Source organism: Microbacterium trichothecenolyticum, assembly GCF_041938625.1.
In the GTDB taxonomy this organism is placed as follows: domain Bacteria; phylum Actinomycetota; class Actinomycetes; order Actinomycetales; family Microbacteriaceae; genus Microbacterium; species Microbacterium trichothecenolyticum_D.
Map to the genome: position 1 here is coordinate 864,187 of NZ_CP169427.1, position 17,938 is coordinate 882,124.

The 17,938-nt window shown below is 72.1% G+C and carries 10 protein-coding genes; all 10 read left to right on the plus strand.

The window, feature by feature from the left end; genetic code table 11:
• The first annotated feature begins 106 nt into the window (after window positions 1-106).
• Window positions 107-1,246 (plus strand): serine/threonine-protein kinase, encoded by a 1,140-nt coding sequence (locus tag ACEYYH_RS03925; protein WP_374976986.1) that lies wholly within the window; start codon window positions 107-109, stop codon window positions 1,244-1,246.
• Window positions 1,246-7,215 carry an Ig-like domain-containing protein gene (locus ACEYYH_RS03930; RefSeq protein ID WP_374976987.1) on the plus strand — a complete coding sequence of 1,990 codons (5,970 nt, stop codon included), beginning with the start codon at window positions 1,246-1,248 and terminating at the stop codon, window positions 7,213-7,215. The genes ACEYYH_RS03925 and ACEYYH_RS03930 overlap by 1 nt, the downstream gene beginning before the upstream one ends.
• A 52-nt stretch (window positions 7,216-7,267) precedes the next feature.
• The gene (locus ACEYYH_RS03935; protein ID WP_374976988.1) at window positions 7,268-8,233 is read left to right on the plus strand and encodes an AAA family ATPase; all 966 of its coding nucleotides are present in this window, start codon (window positions 7,268-7,270) and stop codon (window positions 8,231-8,233) included.
• Window positions 8,230-9,639: a DUF58 domain-containing protein gene (locus tag ACEYYH_RS03940; protein WP_374976989.1), complete on the plus strand. Its 1,410-nt coding sequence runs from the start codon at window positions 8,230-8,232 to the stop codon at window positions 9,637-9,639. Before ACEYYH_RS03935 ends, ACEYYH_RS03940 begins: the two co-directional genes overlap by 4 nt.
• Window positions 9,636-12,197, plus strand: coding sequence for a transglutaminase domain-containing protein (locus ACEYYH_RS03945; RefSeq protein ID WP_374976990.1), 2,562 nt, complete (start codon window positions 9,636-9,638; stop codon window positions 12,195-12,197). Before ACEYYH_RS03940 ends, ACEYYH_RS03945 begins: the two co-directional genes overlap by 4 nt.
• Window positions 12,194-13,840, plus strand: coding sequence for a DUF5684 domain-containing protein (locus ACEYYH_RS03950; RefSeq protein ID WP_374976991.1), 1,647 nt, complete (start codon window positions 12,194-12,196; stop codon window positions 13,838-13,840). The genes ACEYYH_RS03945 and ACEYYH_RS03950 overlap by 4 nt, the downstream gene beginning before the upstream one ends.
• Window positions 13,837-14,427, plus strand: a complete 591-nt coding sequence (locus ACEYYH_RS03955; RefSeq protein WP_374976992.1) for a hypothetical protein — start codon at window positions 13,837-13,839, stop codon at window positions 14,425-14,427. Before ACEYYH_RS03950 ends, ACEYYH_RS03955 begins: the two co-directional genes overlap by 4 nt.
• 383 nt (window positions 14,428-14,810) lie before the next feature.
• On the plus strand, window positions 14,811-15,179 hold the full coding sequence (gene rpsL, locus ACEYYH_RS03960; RefSeq protein WP_018171438.1) for a 30S ribosomal protein S12: 369 nt from the start codon (window positions 14,811-14,813) through the stop codon (window positions 15,177-15,179).
• Between the two features lie 5 nt (window positions 15,180-15,184).
• Window positions 15,185-15,655 carry a 30S ribosomal protein S7 gene (rpsG, locus tag ACEYYH_RS03965; RefSeq protein WP_042538706.1) on the plus strand — a complete coding sequence of 157 codons (471 nt, stop codon included), beginning with the start codon at window positions 15,185-15,187 and terminating at the stop codon, window positions 15,653-15,655.
• Window positions 15,656-15,729: 74 nt separating this feature from the next.
• Window positions 15,730-17,844 carry an elongation factor G gene (gene fusA, locus ACEYYH_RS03970; RefSeq protein WP_374976993.1) on the plus strand — a complete coding sequence of 705 codons (2,115 nt, stop codon included), beginning with the start codon at window positions 15,730-15,732 and terminating at the stop codon, window positions 17,842-17,844.
• Window positions 17,845-17,938: the final 94 nt, after the last annotated feature.

A 17,938-nucleotide genomic window follows, 5' to 3' on the forward strand; every position in this document is an offset into this window, starting at 1 on the left:
ACCCCTGCCTGCCACGCGGGTTCTCGGGAGGTGGATTTTGTTAGCATGACCGGGTTTGTTGCCGCCTGGCATGGGTGCGACGTCGCGGACTGTGGGGAGGTGTGAGGTGGCTGCACGGCTTCCCTCGGCGCCTCCGATCCTTCCGGGGCTCGCCTATATCCGCCCGCTCGGCTCGGGCGGTTTCGCCGACGTCTTCCTGTACGAACAGGACATGCCCCGCCGCAACGTGGCGGTGAAGGTCATGCCGAGCGATGTGCGCGACCCGGAGCTGCGGCGCATGTTCAACGCCGAGGCCGACGTGCTCGCGCACCTGTCGGCCCACCCCTCGATCGTGACGGTGTACCAGGCGAGCATCTCGGCCGACGGGCGCCCCTACATCGTCATGGAGTACTGCCCGGGTTCGCTCGCACAGCGGTACCGGGTCGAGCGCATCCCGGTGGAGGAGGTGCTCGCGATCGGCGTGCGCATGGCGAGCGCACTCGAGTCCGCGCACCGCGCCGGCCTCATCCACCGCGACGTCAAGCCCAGCAACATCCTCATCACGACCTTCGGCACCCCGGTGCTCGCGGACTTCGGCATCTCGGCCTCGCTGCAGCGCAAGAGCGGCGGCGAGGTGCTCGCGATGTCGATCCCGTGGAGTGCTCCCGAGGTCGTCGCCGAGGAGACCTCCGGCACGGTGACGAGCGAGGTGTGGAGCCTCGGCGCGACGGTGTACTCGCTGCTGGCCGGCCACAGCCCGTTCGAGCGCCGCGAGCGCGGCCAGAACACCAAGGACCTGCTGCGCAAGCGCATCGCGCGCGCCACCTATGTCGAGATCCCGCGGGCCGACGTCCCGGCGTCGCTGCAGGCCGTTCTCGCGATCGCGATGAGCCGCGACCCGGGTCGTCGCCACGACTCCGCCCGTGCCTTCGGCGAGGCGCTGCGCGAGGTGCAGTCGGGGCTCGGCCTGTCGCCGACGCCGCTCGAGATCCCGGACGCGGAGTGGTCCCCGGCATCCGCCCCCGTCGATTTCGCAGATTCGGCACTCCGCGGGCCTGCGCGATCGCACGTCGAGCGCGACCTCACGCGCAAGGCGCGCGCGGGCACCGGCGTCGCGCAGCTCGTCCGCGACGAGGACACCGAGATCTCGGCGCCTGCCCGCCGACGCGGGCGGGCCGTGCTGCCCTGGGCCATCGGCATCGGAGCGGGGGTCGTCGCCGGGGCCGGTGCCGTCGTCCTGGCGCTGATGGCCGCGGGGGTGCTCTGATGCGACGCGGCGCGATCGCCGGGTTCATCGCCTCCGGGGCGGTGGCGGCCACCGTCATCGGCATCAGCATCGTGTGGCCGGGGCTCGACGCGCAGGAGACCCCCGAGGTCGACACCGCCGTCTGGGCGCTGCAGACCGGCGACGGCCGCCGCTACGCCCGAGTGAACACGTCGGTCGGCGAACTCGACACGGTGCGCAGCATCAGCAACCCCGACCAGGTGGTGCAGACGGGGGATTCCGCCTACCTCTTCAGCGACAGCTACTCGACGCTCACCCGCATCGACGCCGCGATGCCCACGGACCTCGACGAGGAGGCGCTGCAGTCCTCGCAGAAGACCCCGTCCGGAACGACCGAGGTCGTGACCGCCGGGGACTGGGTCGCCTACCTCACCGACTCGGGCGCCGTGTATGCGGGGCGGCTCTCGAGCGGCACGTCGTCGCAGCTCGACCCCTTCGGAGCCGACGACGAGGACGCCCCGCAGTACACCGCCGAGGCGATCGCCGTCGACGACCGCGGCATGCTGTTCGCCTACTCCGGCGCCGACGACTCGGTGCTGCGCTACGACATCCAGGGCGGCGAGGTGCAAGGCCGCGACGCGTTCGACCCGGAGGGGCTCGCGGCGCCGGCGATCACCGCGGCGGGCGACACGTGGGCCGTCGTCGACACCGAGGACGGCGACGTGTGGCTGCGGGGGCAGGATGCTGCGTCCCGGGCCCCGACGACAGGCGCCGTCGTCGTCGGCGCACCGGACGCGAGCGGCACAGACGTCTACCTCGCCGACGACACCGGGCTGGTGCAGGTGCCCGTCGACGGGTCGGCGATGCAGACCCCGGTGGGAGGCGGCACCGGGACGGTGCTCGGCACCCCCGCGCAGCCGGTCGCGCACGACGGCGAGACCTACGCCGCATGGCTGGGCCAGGGAGACGCGGGCGGCCTGCTGTGGCGCTCGAGCGGCACGACCGCACAGCTCGACTACGGCGGGCAGGCGATCGGCGACCAGCTGCGCCCCGTGTTCGTCGCGAGCGCCTCCGCGGTCATCCTCAACGACACCCGCTCCGGGTGGGCGTGGTCGGTGCCGGACGGCGGGCTGATTCCCTCGAGCCAGGACTGGAGCCTCGACGACCGGACCGACCCCGATGCCGTGCCGAGCGAAGAGCAGCTGCAGGTCGTGCTCGACCCGAAGCCCCCGATCGCCGAGCCCGACGCGTTCGGCGTGCGTGCGGGCGCGCTCGCGACGCTGCCCGTGCTGATGAACGACCACGACCCGAACCAGGACGTGCTCACGGTCGACCCGGCGTCGGTCACCGGGCTCGACCCCGGGTTCGGCACCGTGTCGGTGACCGACGACGACCAGCGCCTCGCCATCCGCGTGCAGCCCGGCGCGACCGGATCCGCGACGTTCTCGTACGCGGTCACCGACGGCACCTCCGAGAGCGGGTTGAGGTCGGAGCCCACGACGGTCACGATCGCCGTGGCGGATGCCGCCGCCGACTCGCCGCCGCAATGGTGCGGTGTCGAGCGGTGCCTCGTCGAGTGGCCGGAGCCCGAGGTGGCCCGCGGCGGCACGGTGACCGTGCCGGTGCTCCCGGGATGGGTCGACCCGGAGGGCGACCCCCTGCTGCTCCTGTCGGTCGCGAACACGAGCGGGATCGGCAGCGTCGCAGCGACGCCCGGCGGCGACGTCGTCTACCAGCACGATGACGCGGGAGACGGCGGGGAGCAGCTCGTCGAGCTCGAGGTCACGGTCGCCGACACCCAGGGCCGGACGACGGTGAAGCCCCTCGTGGTCACGGTGTCGCCGCAGCCCCAGCTCGCAGTGCAGTCGTTCGCCGTGACCGACACCGTCGCGTCCGCCCTCACCGTCGACGTCGCGGGCCACGTGACGGGCACCGCCGGCACGCTGTCGCTCGAATCGGTGCGCGTCCTCGACGACGCTGCCGCCACCGCGACCGCCGTCAGCGGGTCCACCTCCTTCGACTTCGCGGCCAAGGACCCGGGCACGTTCCGCGTCGACTTCACGGTGACCGACGGCGTCGGCGAGGCGACCGGCACCGCCCGCATCACCCTGCTGCCCGCCGACGCGCCCGCCCAGCTCGCGACCTCGCCGGTGGTGGCGTTCGTGCATCCGCAGCAGGACGCGACGCTCGAGATCTTCGACGCCGTCTCGAACCCGACGCGCCGCGTGCTGCTGCTGAGCGACGTCGTCGCGCGGGCGGACGACGGTGCCACGCTGTCGGTCGACGCGGTCGGGCAGAACCACCTCCGGGTGTCGGGCACGACCGCGGACGGCGCCGCCGGCCGCCTCGGCACCGTCTCGTACGTGGTGAGCGACGGCACCGAGGACGCCGGCGCGAGCGTCGAGGGCGAGGCGACCGTGTACCTGCTGCCGCCCGCGCCCGAGCTCGCCCCGATCGCCGTGGACGACTCGGTGGTGGTGCGCGCCGGCGCCCAGATCGACATCCCGGTGACGGGCAACGACATCTCGCCGGCCGGCGGCCGGCCGACCCTGAATCCGGCATCGGTGCGCTCCTCCTCCGAGGCCGCACTCGCGTTCGCGTCGGGCGACCTGCTGCGGTACCTCGCGCCCGACGAGCCGGGGGAGTACGCGATCGAGTACTCGGTGTTCACGACCGGCGCTCCGGCGCTCGCCGACACGGCGACGGTGCGCGTGACCGTGATCGACGCCGAGGTCAACCGCGCCCCCACGGCCGACACCCTCGAAGGTCGCGTGCTCAGCGGTCAGTCGACGCTCATCGAGTTCGACGACTTCGGCACCGATCCCGACGGCGACGTCGTGACCCTCGACCGCATCGTCGCGCAGCCCGAGCGGGGCGCGGCCACCATCACCGCCGACGGAGGATCGATCCTGTACACGAGCGTGCCCGGCGACAGCGGGCAGGTGTCGTTCCGCTACCGCGTGGTCGACGCGTTCGGTGCCACGGCCGACGGCACGGTGCGCATGGGGGTGCTCGACAGCCAGGCGAACCCGAGCCCGGTCACGTTCACCGACTACGTGCAGGTGCAGGCGGGCGAGGGCAACACGATCCGGGTCAGCCCGCTCTCCAACGACGTCGACCCCACCCTCGGCGAGCTGCGGGTCACCGACATCCGCCCCGACGTGCCGGCCACGCTCGTCGACGGCAGCGACAATCCCGAGTACGCGCGGCTGGCCGGGCAGATCGTCGGCGCAGACGACACCACGGTCCGGATCGCGGCGGGCGACGACCCCGCGACGATGTCGTTCCTCTACGACGTCGAATCCTCGTCGGGCAACACCGGCCGCGGCCTCATCGTCGTGCGGGTGGTGCGCGAGAGCGTGCCCGATTTCCCCGTCGTCGCCGACACCACCCTCACCGTCGAGACGCGGGAGGACTTCCCGCGCGGCGTCGACGTGTTGGCCGGCAAGGTCACCTGGTCGGGCGGCGACGTCGACGATCTCGAGCTGTCACTGTGGGGCGACCCCGACGGGGTCTCGGTGCAGGGGTCCGAGCTGCGCGGTGCGCTGCCCGAGACCACGCGGCTCATCCCGTTCGCTGTCACCGGCGAGGGCACCGCGGGCGAGGTGGTCTCCTACGGCTTCCTCCGCGTGCCGGGCGCCGACGACCTCGCGCTGACGTTGCGCGCGAATGCCGCGTCCCCCGAGGTCACCGAGCTCGAGTCGACGACCTTCGACATGGCGGGCCTCGTGGCGCGGCCGCCCGGCGCGGTGGTCGAGCTCGGCGACGACGTGCGCGCGTCGGGCGCACGCGCCGAGGCGGCGTGCACGGTCGAGTCGGGTACCGTCGTGCGCTACGACGCGGGCGCCGGCGCGCCCTGGGTCGACGCCTGCCAGGTGCCGGTGCGGCTCAGCGGCCAGGAGGACTGGACCTACCTGTCGGTGCCGGTCGTGGTGCACCCGCGCGACCCCCAGCCCGAGCTGCGGCCGGGATCGATCACGGTCGGCCCGGGAGAGACCGCGACCTTCGACCTCCAGAACATGACGACATGGCAGCTGCGGCCGAACTGGGACGGCATCGTCTACGCGACCGAGCACTCCGGTGGCGCCTTCGAGGTCACCCAGGAGGGCTCGGTCGTGACGGTGACCGGCGCGGACCGCGCCGTCCCCGGCTCCGAGGAGGCCGTGCTCGTCTCGGTCACGAGTCATCCGTCGGTGGCCCCCGCACGGCTCATCCTCCGCGTCGGCGCCGCACCGTCCACCCTTCCGCAAGGCGGCTCCGTGGTGCAGCAGTGCTCGCAAGCCGGCGGATCGTCGTGCACCATCCCGGTGATCGGGGCGGGCGGGGAGGTCAACCCGCTGCCGCGCACGCCGCTCGAGGTCGTCGGCGTGCGCCCGACGGGTGCCTGCGTCGGAGTGAGCTTCCAGGTGGCGTCGGCGACGTCGATCACGGCGAGCTGGACGACGGATGCCCCGGGCGCGACGTGCACCGCCACGTTCTCGGTACGTGACGCCCAGGGCCGCGTCACGAACGCGGAACGCGACGGCCGCGTGCTGCTCGATCTGCTCGGCTACCCCAAGGCGCCCGCGAGTATGACGCAGACGGCTTTTGCCGACGGGACCGTGACTCTTCGGGTCGATCCAGGCGAGGCGCGACTGGCCTACCCGGGGCTCACCGGTTTCGTCGTCCGCACCGGCGGGCAGGAGGTCGCGCGGTGCACCGCTGACGGCACGTGCCCTCCGATCCCCGCTCCCAATGGCGAGCAGCGCACCTACGACGCGTGGGCCGTCAACGGCGTGGGCGAGTCGAGGGCCGGCGTGCGCACCGTGGCGTGGGCGTACGACGCGCCCCTCCCGCCGACGAGCGTGACCGCGGCACCCGTGGTCACCGGTGACGGAGCGGGGGGCATCGTGTCGCTGGTCATCGACGGGATCGAGGCCGGCGAGACCGGCAGCCTCGAGATCGCGAGCCCCGCCGGCGAGACCGTGCGGGTGCCGGTGAACCGCAGCCAGACGCGCGTCGAGGTGCCGTCGTTCCGTGTGGGCAGCAACACGAGCACGCTCGTCACGATCACCCCGTACTCGCGTTTCGACCTGCCACCCGGGCTCGGCGGCAGCGCGTCGGGCGCCGCCGCGACGGTGCAGACCAACGGGATCGGCAGTCCGCTGTCGCCGCAGCTCACCCTGAGCTCGGTGTCGAACGGCGACGGCACAGCCACGGTCACGGCGCGAGCCACCGCGCAACGCAACGGCGACGGCTCGGCGCTGCGCTACGGGATCGTGCAGGACGGTGATCGCTGCAGGGCCATCGACGACGGCGAGACGGCCTCCTTCCCCGGACTGGACGACGGCGAGGAGTACGCGTTCCGGATGTGCGTCGAGTCGTGGCGGGATGACGAGTCCTTCGGCCGCGTCGAGACGACCGCGACCGTGCGGGCCCAGCAGTCGGGAAGGGCCCCGCAGGGCTGGACGTTCGCCGTGGACGGCAGGGCGAACGTCCAGGCGCAGCGCGCCGACTGGGTGATCCGAGAGAACCCGACCACGACCGAGCGGCTCCCCAACCGCAACCACGCCGAGTTCCAGGGCTGGAGTCCCGGCAGTACGGTGTTCGGCCAGGACCCCGGCATCCAGGTGCGCTACGTGCACGACTTCTGGGGTACGGCGACCGCGTGGTCGACGGTGACGCCGCGCGCCGGCAGCGCCCCGTACCAGGTGCAGGCGAACTGGACGGTCACCTCGTGCGTGGGCGGCAGCGCGCTCACCTATCGCGGCCAGTCGTCGAACGCCCCGAACGGCTCCTCCGCAGCCTTCACGTTCGGCAACGCCGGGCTGCGCTACTACGACGAGGACAACAGGCTCCTCCCGCACACCGCCGACACATGGGACGTGCCGGTCGGCGCGAAGCGGGTCGAAGGCATCTCCGTGACGGTGAACTGGGACGCCCAGGGCTGGGGCCTGTCGCCCGTGAACACCACGTTCGAGGCCACGTGCCAGCCGGGCAACGGCAATCCCGAGCCCGAGCCCGCACCCTGAGCGGCAGCATCCGTTCCCCTCCGATCCCCCGCACACGACGAAGGACACCCACATGACGATCACGCAGGAGCAGGCCGACTGGTTCGCGCAGACGTTCGGGCAGATCGCCGACAACGTCGAGCGCGCCGTCCTCGGCAAGCGCCACGTCGTCGAGCTCGTGCTCACCGCGATGCTCAGCGACGGCCATGTGCTCCTCGAGGACGTGCCGGGAACGGGCAAGACCTCGCTCGCGCGGGCGATGGCGCAGTCGGTGCAGGGCACGAACACGCGCATCCAGTTCACGCCCGACCTGCTGCCGAGCGACATCACGGGGCTGAGCGTCTACGACCAGAAGGAGGGCGTCTTCGAGTTCCACGCGGGCCCGATCTTCGCGAACATCGTGCTCGCCGACGAGATCAACCGCGCGAGCCCGAAGACGCAGTCCGCGCTCCTCGAGGTGATGGAGGAGGGCCGCGTCACGATCGACGGCGTCTCGCGCGAAGCGGGCGTGCCGTTCCTCGTGCTCGCGACGCAGAACCCGGTCGAGCAGGCCGGCACCTACCGCCTGCCCGAGGCGCAGCTCGACCGCTTCATGATGCGCACGTCGCTCGGCTACCCCGACCACGCGGCGACCGTCCGCATCCTCGACAGGGCCGCCGTCGCGACCGCCGAGCTCACGCCGATCATCACGCCGCAGGCCATCGTCGGCATGGCCGACCTCGCCGCCGAGGTGTACGTCGACGCGCTCGTGCTCGACTACATCGCCCGCCTGGTCGACAGCACGCGCACGGCCGACGAGGTCCGCCTGGGCGTCAGCATCCGTGGCGCCCTCGCCCTCACACGCGCCGTCCGCACGCGCGCCGCGTCGCAGGGCCGCACCTACGCGACCCCCGACGACGTCAAGACGCTCGCGGTGCCGGTGCTGTCGCACCGCCTGATCCTGCACCCCGAGGCCGAGTTCGACGGCGTCACCCCCGAGACCGTGGTCGGGCAGGTGCTGCTCGACGTGGCACCGCCCTCGAGGCGCGAAGCGGTATGAGCAGCTCCGAGCGCCGCGGCGGTTCCACCAGCACGATGGAGCCGCGCATCACGCGCACCGTCCACACCACCGGCACGACCGGCCGCACGCAGGTGACCGCGACGGCCACCAGCGTCGGCGAGTCGCGCCGCGGTCGCGCGTTCGTGCGGGCCGCCGTGTGGTGGACGCGCGTGTGGCGGGCCGCGAGCTCGGGCATCACCACCGCGGCGGAGTGGGCCGCAGAGACGATCCGGCCGGCCGGGGCCCTGGTCGCTGTCGCGGCCACCCTCGGGTTCGTCCTCGGGATCGTGTTCGGCTGGGTGGAGTTCATGGTCGCGGGTGCAGCATCCGTCGTCCTCCTGCTCGCCGCCGTGCCGTTCCTCTTCGGCGCCCGCGCGTACGAGGTCGACCTGTCGCTGACGCACGAGCGGATCGTCGCGGGGGAGGGCGTCACCGGGCGCATCGACGTGCGCAACGACGGCCATCGCACGGCGCTGCCGGGCCGCATCGACATCCCGGTCGGGGCCGGTCTGGTCGAGTTCGGCGTGCCCCTGCTGCGGCCGGGTCACGCGGTCGAGCAGCCGCTCGACATCCCGGGCCTGGGGCGCGGCATCGTGACGGTCGGGCCCGCGACGACGGTGCGCAGCGACCCGATCGGCATGCTGCGCCGCGAGCACTCGTTCCACGACGTGCACGACCTGTACGTCCACCCGCGCACAGTGGCGCTGCCGTCGACGAGCGCGGGTCTCATCCGCGATCTCGAGGGCGCGCCGACGCGCCGCCTCGTCGACGCCGACATGTCGTTCCACGCGATCCGCGAGTATGCTCCGGGCGACTCGCGGCGGCAGATCCACTGGCGGTCGACGGCCAAGACCGGGCGGCTCATGGTGCGCCAGTACGAGGAGTCCCGGCGCTCGCGCATGGCGGTCGTGCTCGGGGCCTGGGCGGCCGAGTACGCCGACGCCGACGAGTTCGAGCTCGCCGTATCGTGCGCGGCGTCGCTGGGCCTGCGCGCCGTGCACGATGCCCGCGACGTGCAGATCGTGACCGGATCCGAGATCCCGCGTGTGGTGCGCGGGCGGCTGCGCGCGATCCGCCACATCCCCTCAGCGGCGCCGCGCCCCATGCTGGACGGCTTCAGCGGCGTCGACCTGCTCGAGAGCACGATGCCCGTGGGCGAGGTGTGCCGGCTCGCGGCCGAGTCGGACGAGCGGCTGTCGATCGCGTTCGTCGTGGCGGGCTCCCGCGTGCCGCTCGCCCGCCTGCAGCAGGCAGCTCTCGCGTTCCCGGCAGACACCACGGTCGTCGGCGTCATCTGCGACGAGCGCGCGCACCCGCGCATGCAGCCGCTGTCGGGCATGACGGTGCTCACCGTGGGGACCCTCGAAGATCTCGCGGGCCTGCTGCTCAGGGGAGCGGCATCGTGAGCGGGCCGATCCCGGTGATGGAGCGGATGGATGCTGCGCCCCGAGGCGCGGCCGAGACGCCGGCGCTGCGCGCGCCGCGGTTCGCCGGGCGCGTGTGGGTCGGGGCGGGGTTCGCCGCGGTGATCGCCGTCGTCGCGGCCGTCGCCGCCTGGCCCATCTACCGCTCGGGCACCTTCGCGCTCCTGGTGGGCGTCGGCACCCTGGTGGGTGGCGGGGTCGCCCTCCTGGGATGGTGGCGGCGCTGGACCGGGTGGGCCGTCGCCGGGGCGCTGGCCCTCGCGATCCTCGTCCTCGGCGTGCCGCTCGCGGTGCCCTCGCGCCTCGGCACGCCCGAGGACCTGATGCGCGGTCTCGGTGAACTGGCGAGCGGGCTGGTGCTCGGCTGGAAGGACCTCGTCACGGTCGAACTGCCGGTCGGCTCGTACCGCAACCTGCTCGTGCCGGCGCTCGTCGTGTTCCTCGTCGGCACCTGCGCGGTGCTGCTCCTCGCGTGGCGGGAGGATCGCGTGGCGTACGCCGCAGTGCCCGTGGCGCTCGGCATGGTGACGTTCGGGCTCTTCTTCGGCCGCACCACCGTGAGCGCCCCGCTCGAGATCGGCCCGGTGTTCCTCTACGCGCCCGTCGAGACCGCGGTCGGCGTCACCGGACTCGTGGCGTGCCTGCTGTGGCTGGCCTGGCGCACGCACGACGAACGCGTCCGCGCGCTGCAGCGGGCCGCGGCATCCAGCGGCGTCCGCATCTCGCGCCGCCCCTCCGCGGCCGACCGCCGACGCACCGCGCTCGGCGCCGGAATGGTCGCCGTCGCCCTCGCGCTCGCGGTCGCGGTCGTGCCCTTCGCCGCCCGTGGCGCGGAGCGGGAGGTGCTGCGCTCGGCCGTCGGCCCCGACGTCGACCTGTCGGCGGAGGTGAGCCCGCTTTCGCAGTACCGCGCCCTGTTCGCCGACGCCCGCGCCGACGACGTGCTGTTCACGGTCGAGCCCGTCGTGAGCAACGGGGTGGTGGACGAGCTTCCCGAGCGCGTGCGGCTCGCGACCCTCGACGCCTACGACGGCGAGGTGTTCCGCTCGGGTGGCGACGGCGCCGTCGACGCCGGCCGCTTCGTCCGCGTGCCGTCCGCCCTCGACGGCGGCGAGGGGACGCCGGTGGCGGCGCGGATCGAGATCGACGCCTGGGACGGCATCTGGATGCCGACCGCCGGCCGGCTCGAGGCTGTCGCGTTCGACGGCGACCGGGCAGTGTCGCTGGCCGACAAGTTCTACTACAACGCCACGGCGTCCGCGGCGGTCCAGACGACCGGGGGAGGGTTCGAGCCGGGCGATGCGTTCGTCGTGCGCGGCGTCGAGCCCGCGGCCCCGGCGCTCGCGGACCTTGACGCCCCCGGAAGCCCGGGTGGCGTCGCCGCGCCCGACAGCCTCCGCACGTGGCTGGACGAGCACGCGGTCGGCTCCGGCGGCCCGGCCCTCGAGAGCGCGGTCGCGCTGCTGCGCGAGCGCGGCTACCTCAGCCACGGTCTCGCCGAGGGCGAGCAGGAGCCGGCGTGGGTCGCCGCCCTGCCCGACTATGCGTTCCAGCCCAGCGCCTCGGGCCACTCGCTCGCGCGGGTCGACACGATGTTCGCGCGCCTGCTCGAGCGCGAGACCGACCTGAACGCCGTCGCATCCGGCAACTACGTCGCCGCGATCGGCGACGATGAGCAGTTCGCCGTCGCGGTGGCGCTCATGGCCCGCGAGCTCGGATTCCCCTCCCGGGTGGTGCTGGGAGCGCGTCTGACGTCTGCGGAGCCGGGCCTCGCGACGTGCGAAGAGGGGGCCTGCCGCCCGCAGGACCTCACCGCGTGGACCGAGGTGCAGTCGGCGGCAGGTGACTGGGTCGCCATCGACGTGACGCCCCAATACGCGCAGTCGCCGAGCCTCGACACGACCGAGCAGCGCGATCCCGAGAACGTCACCGAGGTGCGCCCCGAGTCGGTCGAGGAGGTCGTGCCGCCCGACCCCGCGCAGGAGGACTCTGCCACCGACCGCCCCGCCGACGACGACGCGGGAGTCGATCTCGCCTGGCTCTGGCCGGTGCTGCGGATGGGCGGCATCGCCCTCCTGGTGCTCGTGCTCGCCCTCGGACCGTTCCTCATCGTGATCGGGACGAAGGCCGCGCGCCGACGGGGCCGTCGCCGCAACGGGACCCCGTCGACCCGCATCGCCGGTGGCTGGGACGAGTACGTCGATGCCGCGCTCGACGGCGGCCGCGCAGCATCCCGCACCGCTACGCGCTCAGAGCTCGCCGCCGCCTTCGCGACGCCCGCCGGGGCCGCGCTCGCCCGCGACGCCGACCGCGCCGTCTTCTCCCACGTGGATCTCTCCGCCGACGAGGCGACGCGCTATTGGGCGGCCGTCGACGCGGAGCGACGCGCCCTGCGACGCGAGCGCGGGTTCTGGCGCGGGGCTCTCGCGACCGTATCGTTGAGATCGTTGTTCCGTCCGATGGCGCCCGAACCGGGCGGCCGCACGCGATTCGCCGAGAGGGGGAGACGACGGGCCGAGCCCGTGCGTCCCATGCCATGAACCCCACAGATGCCACCGCAGCCGTCGTCGGCACCCTGATCAGCCTGCTCCTGTTCGCCGGCTTCTACGTCTGGACCGCGCTCGCCCTGTCAGCGGTGTTCCGCAAGTCCGGGGTCGAGGCGTGGCAGGCCTGGGTGCCGGTCCTCAACATCATCGTGCTGCTCCGCCTCGCCGGGCTCTCGCCGTGGCTCGTGATCCTCGCGTTCGTCCCGTTCGTCAACATCGTGTTCCTCGTGGTCTGGGCGATCGCGCTGTTCCGCGTCAACGTCGCCTTCGGCTTCGGTGCCGGCATGACCGCCCTCGGCTTTCTCGTGTTCCCGGTCTGGGCGTCGGTCGTCGGCTGGGGGAGTGCGCGCTGGGTCGGACGGGAGACGGATGCTGCGGCCCGCGCCCCCTTCGGCGCCGGCGTGCGCCGTTCCTCGAGCGGGTCGGAGCTTCCTCCGCTTCCGCCGTTGCCCGCTCCGGGTGCGCACACGGATGCGCCGGCCGCCCATCCGCCGGCGCCGACGGCGTTCCCCCCTGCGCCGACGAGCGCGGGCGCAGGGTTCGCGCCGCCGCCGCCCGCGTACGCTCCGGCCTCCGGCACGCCGACGGCGGCTGCCGCACCGCAGGCGCCCGCTGCGCCGGTGGCTTCGCCCGCACCCATTGCTCCGCCCGCACCCGTTGCGTCGCCGGCTCCCGCGGCACCTGTGGCTTCCGCCGGGCCCGCGGCCGAGGCATCCGTGCCGCCCGCCGAGGATGATGTCGCGCCCCGCGCCGGTGGCTGGACGCCTCCCCCGCTGGCCGGCCGCCCGGTCTCCGCGACACCCGAGGTGAGCGGGAACGGCTCCGGCGACGCAGCTCCCTGGCAGGGATTCGCGCTCGACGGCGTCGACCTGAGCGCGGAGGTCACCGGCGCCGTGCCCGGTGCCCCCGCGCCGATCTCCGCGGTGCCCGCCACTCCGCTCGCGCCCGTCCCGCCCACCGCTGCCGCGACTCCGGCGCCCGCCGGGCCCGCCCGCCGCACCGCAGAGCCGTTCGCGGCGCCGGACGCCGCGACGACGAGCGAGGAGGGCATCACGCGGCCGCCGGTCACGCGTGTGCCGGCCGCGCCTTCGTCGGGCGACGACGGCGAGCCGTGGGCGCCCGCGCGCTCGCCGATGAGCGACGCCGACGCCTTCCCCGAGACCTCCGGTCCGGTGTCGGCGATCTCCGGCGCACCCGACGCCGGCTCGCCGCGCTCGGCGCGGTCTTCGGTCTCGGCGTTCCACGGCAAGCCCGAGATCCCCGACGAGCAGGACCTCTTCGAAGAGACGATCATCGCTCGCCGCAAGCGCACCGACTGGGCGCTCGTTCCGCCGACCGGCGAGCCCGTCGCGCTCTCGTCGGAGGTCGTCATCCTGGGACGCCGGCCGGCCCCCGATCCGGACCACCCGGGCGCTCAGCTGGTCTCGATCCAGGACGGCACGGTGTCGAAGACGCACGCGCGCCTGAACCTGCGCGATGACAAGTGGTACGTGACCGACCTCGACTCCACCAACGGCGTGCTGTTCGCCACGGTGATGGGCACCGAGGTCGAGGCCCCTCCGGGCGAGGAGGTCGAGGCCGGCGACCGGTTCCTGCTGGGCGACGCGGAGGTCCGGCTGCGGCGGAGCGACGGGTGATCGATCCCGACGACGAGCGAACCACCGTTTCTCGGCGGAACGATCAGGCCCGGCGGAAGGGCGCGGCGCCGGCGCCGGTCGACGACGAGCTCGACGACCGGACTCTGCCCTCGCGACGCTCCTCGGTGGGTGCTGACGCGGTCGATCCGGTCTCCGCCAGGTCGGCCGTCCCCTCCGACTCCGAGGTGGCCACGCAGGCCGCGACCGAGTCGGCACCGGCCGGCCCGCGACGCACCGCGCATCCTCCGGCACCCGAACCCCCGCGCACCCCTGCGGGCGCGAGGCATCCGGCGTCCCCGGCGCCCCCCGCCCCGGAGCACGCCACGCCGAGCCCGGCGACACCCGGCAGGGTCGCCGCCCCGCCCGCATCGGCTGTCGCCGGCTACCGTGCGCGATCCATCCCTCCGGTCACGGCGGTGCGCGCCGAGCCGGTGCGCCGGGCCCCACAGGACCACGTCGACACGGCGGCCGCCGATGCCACCCGCAGGAGCCGCCGACGGCGGCGGACGATCGCGGTCGCGGTCGCAGCATCCGTCCTCGTCCTCCTCGCCGCGCTGGCACTCGTCGCCCTGCTGACGACTGTCTGACGGGGACGACCGAGGGCGATCTCGGCTGTGGTGCGGCGTGTCGTCGCCCGGTTGGGCGTGCGACGTGCTTCCGCGTTTGCCCGGCCCCCGAAACCCACGTATCATGGATCGGGTGTGCGCTCACGCGCGCCGTCGACCGTGCCTCGGTGCGGGAACCGGTGCGAGCGCCGCATCTCAGGGAACGGCCTGCGAACAGGCCACCCCCACGGCATACCCACCACCAAGAGGCGCGACAGTCATTCTGGCGCGTCGGTGGGTCAGCGTGAGCCCGCGGCGTCACGAATCGAAAGATCCGGATGCCGCGGGGGAGACCACGACGCTGTCACCGTGCAGCACCTGTGCGGAGCCGACAGGCACACCGCGCAGCACAACAAGGAGAGAACGTGCCAACCATTCAGCAGTTGGTTCGCAAGGGTCGCTCGCCCAAGGTCTCGAAGACCAAGGCGCCGGCGCTCAAGGCGAACCCGCAGCAGGCGGGTGTCTGCACCCGCGTGTACACGACCACCCCGAAGAAGCCGAACTCGGCGATGCGCAAGGTCGCCCGTGTCAAGCTCCGCAACGGCACCGAGGTCACGGCGTACATCCCCGGCGAGGGCCACAACCTGCAGGAGCACTCGCTCGTGCTGGTCCGCGGCGGTCGTGTGAAGGACCTCCCCGGTGTCCGCTACAAGATCGTCCGCGGTGCGCTCGACACCCAGGCAGTCAAGAACCGTAAGCAGGCTCGCAGCCGCTACGGCGCGAAGAAGGGCTGAGAAAGATGCCTCGTAAGGGACCCGCCCCGAAGCGCCCCGTCGTCAACGACCCGGTCTACGGCGCTCCGATCGTCAGCCAGCTCGTGAACAAGATCCTCGTCGACGGCAAGAAGTCGCTCGCCGAGTCGATCGTGTACAACGCCCTCAAGGGTGTCGAGGCGAAGAACGGCCAGGACGCCGTCGCCACGCTCAAGAAGGCGCTCGACAACGTGCGCCCGACCCTCGAGGTCAAGTCGCGCCGCGTCGGCGGCTCGACCTACCAGGTGCCGGTCGAGGTCAAGCCTCACCGCGCCAACACGCTCGCCCTCCGCTGGCTCGTGAGCTACGCGAAGGGTCGTCGTGAGAAGACGATGACCGAGCGCCTCCAGAACGAGATCCTGGACGCCTCGAACGGCCTCGGTGCCGCGGTCAAGCGCCGCGAAGACACCCACAAGATGGCCGAGTCGAACCGCGCCTTCGCGCACTACCGCTGGTAATCAGCATCCCCGCCGCTCCCGCGACCCGCGGGAGCGGCGGGCCCGCTACCACCTTCAACAGCTAAGGACACCCCGTGGCACAAGAAGTGCTCACCGACCTCAACAAGGTCCGCAACATCGGCATCATGGCGCACATCGATGCCGGCAAGACGACGACGACCGAGCGCATCCTGTTCTACACGGGCGTCAACCACAAGATCGGTGAGACGCACGACGGTGCTGCGACCACCGACTGGATGGAGCAGGAGCAGGAGCGCGGCATCACGATCACGTCGGCCGCCGTCACGTGCTTCTGGAACAAGAACCAGATCAACATCATCGACACGCCCGGCCACGTCGACTTCACGGTCGAGGTCGAGCGGTCGCTGCGCGTCCTCGACGGCGCGGTCGCCGTCTTCGACGGCAAGGAGGGCGTCGAGCCCCAGTCCGAGACTGTGTGGCGCCAGGCCGACAAGTACGACGTCCCCCGCATCTGCTTCGTCAACAAGATGGACAAGCTGGGCGCCGACTTCTACTTCACGGTCGACACCATCGTCAACCGCCTCAAGGCCAAGCCGCTCGTGCTCCAGCTGCCCATCGGCTCGGAGAGCGACTTCGTGGGCGTCGTCGACCTCGTCGAGATGCGCGCACTGGTGTGGCCCGGCGACGCCAAGGGCGACGTGACCATGGGCGCCAAGTACGAGATCCAGGAGATCCCGGCCGACCTCGCCGACAAGGCCGCGGAGTACCGCGAGATCCTTCTCGAGACGGTTGCGGAGTCCGACGAGGAGCTTCTCGAGAAGCACTTCGGCGGCGAGGAGCTCACGGTCGCCGAGATCAAGGCCGCGATCCGCAAGCTCACCATCGCCTCGGAGCTCTACCCCGTGCTCTGCGGCTCGGCGTTCAAGAACCGCGGCGTGCAGCCGATGCTCGACGCCGTCGTGGACTACCTCCCGTCGCCCCTCGACGTCCCCGCCATCGAGGCGAAGGACCCGAAGGACGAAGAGATCATCATCGAGCGCCACGCCGACCGCGACGAGCCGTTCGCGGCGCTCGCGTTCAAGATCGTGACGCACCCCTTCTTCGGTCGCCTCACCTACATCCGCGTCTACTCGGGTCACCTCGACTCGGGTGCCCAGGTCGTCAACGCGACCAAGGGCAAGAAGGAGCGCATCGGGAAGATCTTCCAGATGCACGCCAACAAGGAGATGCCGGTCGACTCGGTCACCGCCGGTCACATCTACGCGGTCATCGGCCTCAAGGACACCACCACCGGTGACACCCTCGCCGACAGCCAGAACCAGGTCGTCCTCGAGTCGATGACGTTCCCGGAGCCGGTCATCGAGGTCGCCATCGAGCCGAAGACCAAGGCCGACCAGGAGAAGCTGGGTCTCGCGATCCAGAAGCTCGCCGAAGAGGACCCGACGTTCCGCGTCGAGCAGAACGCCGAGACCGGCCAGACGGTCATCAAGGGCATGGGCGAGCTGCACCTCGACATCCTCGTGGACCGCATGAAGCGCGAGTTCAAGGTCGAGGCCAACGTCGGCAAGCCCCAGGTGGCGTACCGCGAGACGATCAAGAAGGCCGTCGAGCGTCACGACTACACCCACAAGAAGCAGACCGGTGGCTCGGGGCAGTTCGCGAAGATCCAGTTCGCGCTGGAGCCGCTCGAGGTCACGGCCGACAAGACGTACGAGTTCGAGAACAAGGTCACCGGTGGCCGCATCCCGCGCGAGTACATCGAGCCGACCAACCAGGGCTTCCAAGACGCCATGAACGTCGGCGTGCTCGCCGGCTACCCCATGGTGGGCGTGAAGGCCATCCTCATGGACGGTGCGTCGCACGACGTCGACTCGTCCGAGATGGCGTTCAAGATCGCGGGCTCCATGGGCTTCAAGGAGGCCGTCCGCAAGGCGAACCCCGTCATCCTCGAGCCGCTCATGGCGGTCGAGGTGCGTACTCCCGAGGAGTACATGGGCGACGTCATCGGCGACCTGAACTCGCGTCGTGGCCAGATCCAGTCGATGGAGGACGCCCAGGGCGTCAAGGTCGTCCGTGCGCTGGTCCCGCTCTCCGAGATGTTCGGCTACATCGGTGACCTGCGCTCGAAGACCTCGGGCCGCGCCGTCTACTCGATGGAGTTCGACAGCTACGCCGAGGTTCCTCGCAACGTGGCCGACGAGATCGTCCAGAAGGTCAAGGGCGAGTAACCCTTTTCCGTCGGGATGCCTCGGTGACGCGGCATCCCGACGGCACAACTTCACACAGAATCACCAGAACCGTCTCTACTAAGGTGGAGATATC

Coding starts and splice junctions, on each gene's coding strand:
- ACEYYH_RS03930 (WP_374976987.1), top strand. CDS start 1,246: ATGCGACGCGGCGCGATCGCCGGGTTCATCGCCTCCGGGGCGGTGGCG.
- ACEYYH_RS03935 (WP_374976988.1), top strand. CDS start 7,268: ATGACGATCACGCAGGAGCAGGCCGACTGGTTCGCGCAGACGTTCGGG.
- ACEYYH_RS03940 (WP_374976989.1), top strand. CDS start 8,230: ATGAGCAGCTCCGAGCGCCGCGGCGGTTCCACCAGCACGATGGAGCCG.
- ACEYYH_RS03950 (WP_374976991.1), top strand. CDS start 12,194: ATGAACCCCACAGATGCCACCGCAGCCGTCGTCGGCACCCTGATCAGC.
- rpsG (WP_042538706.1), top strand. CDS start 15,185: ATGCCTCGTAAGGGACCCGCCCCGAAGCGCCCCGTCGTCAACGACCCG.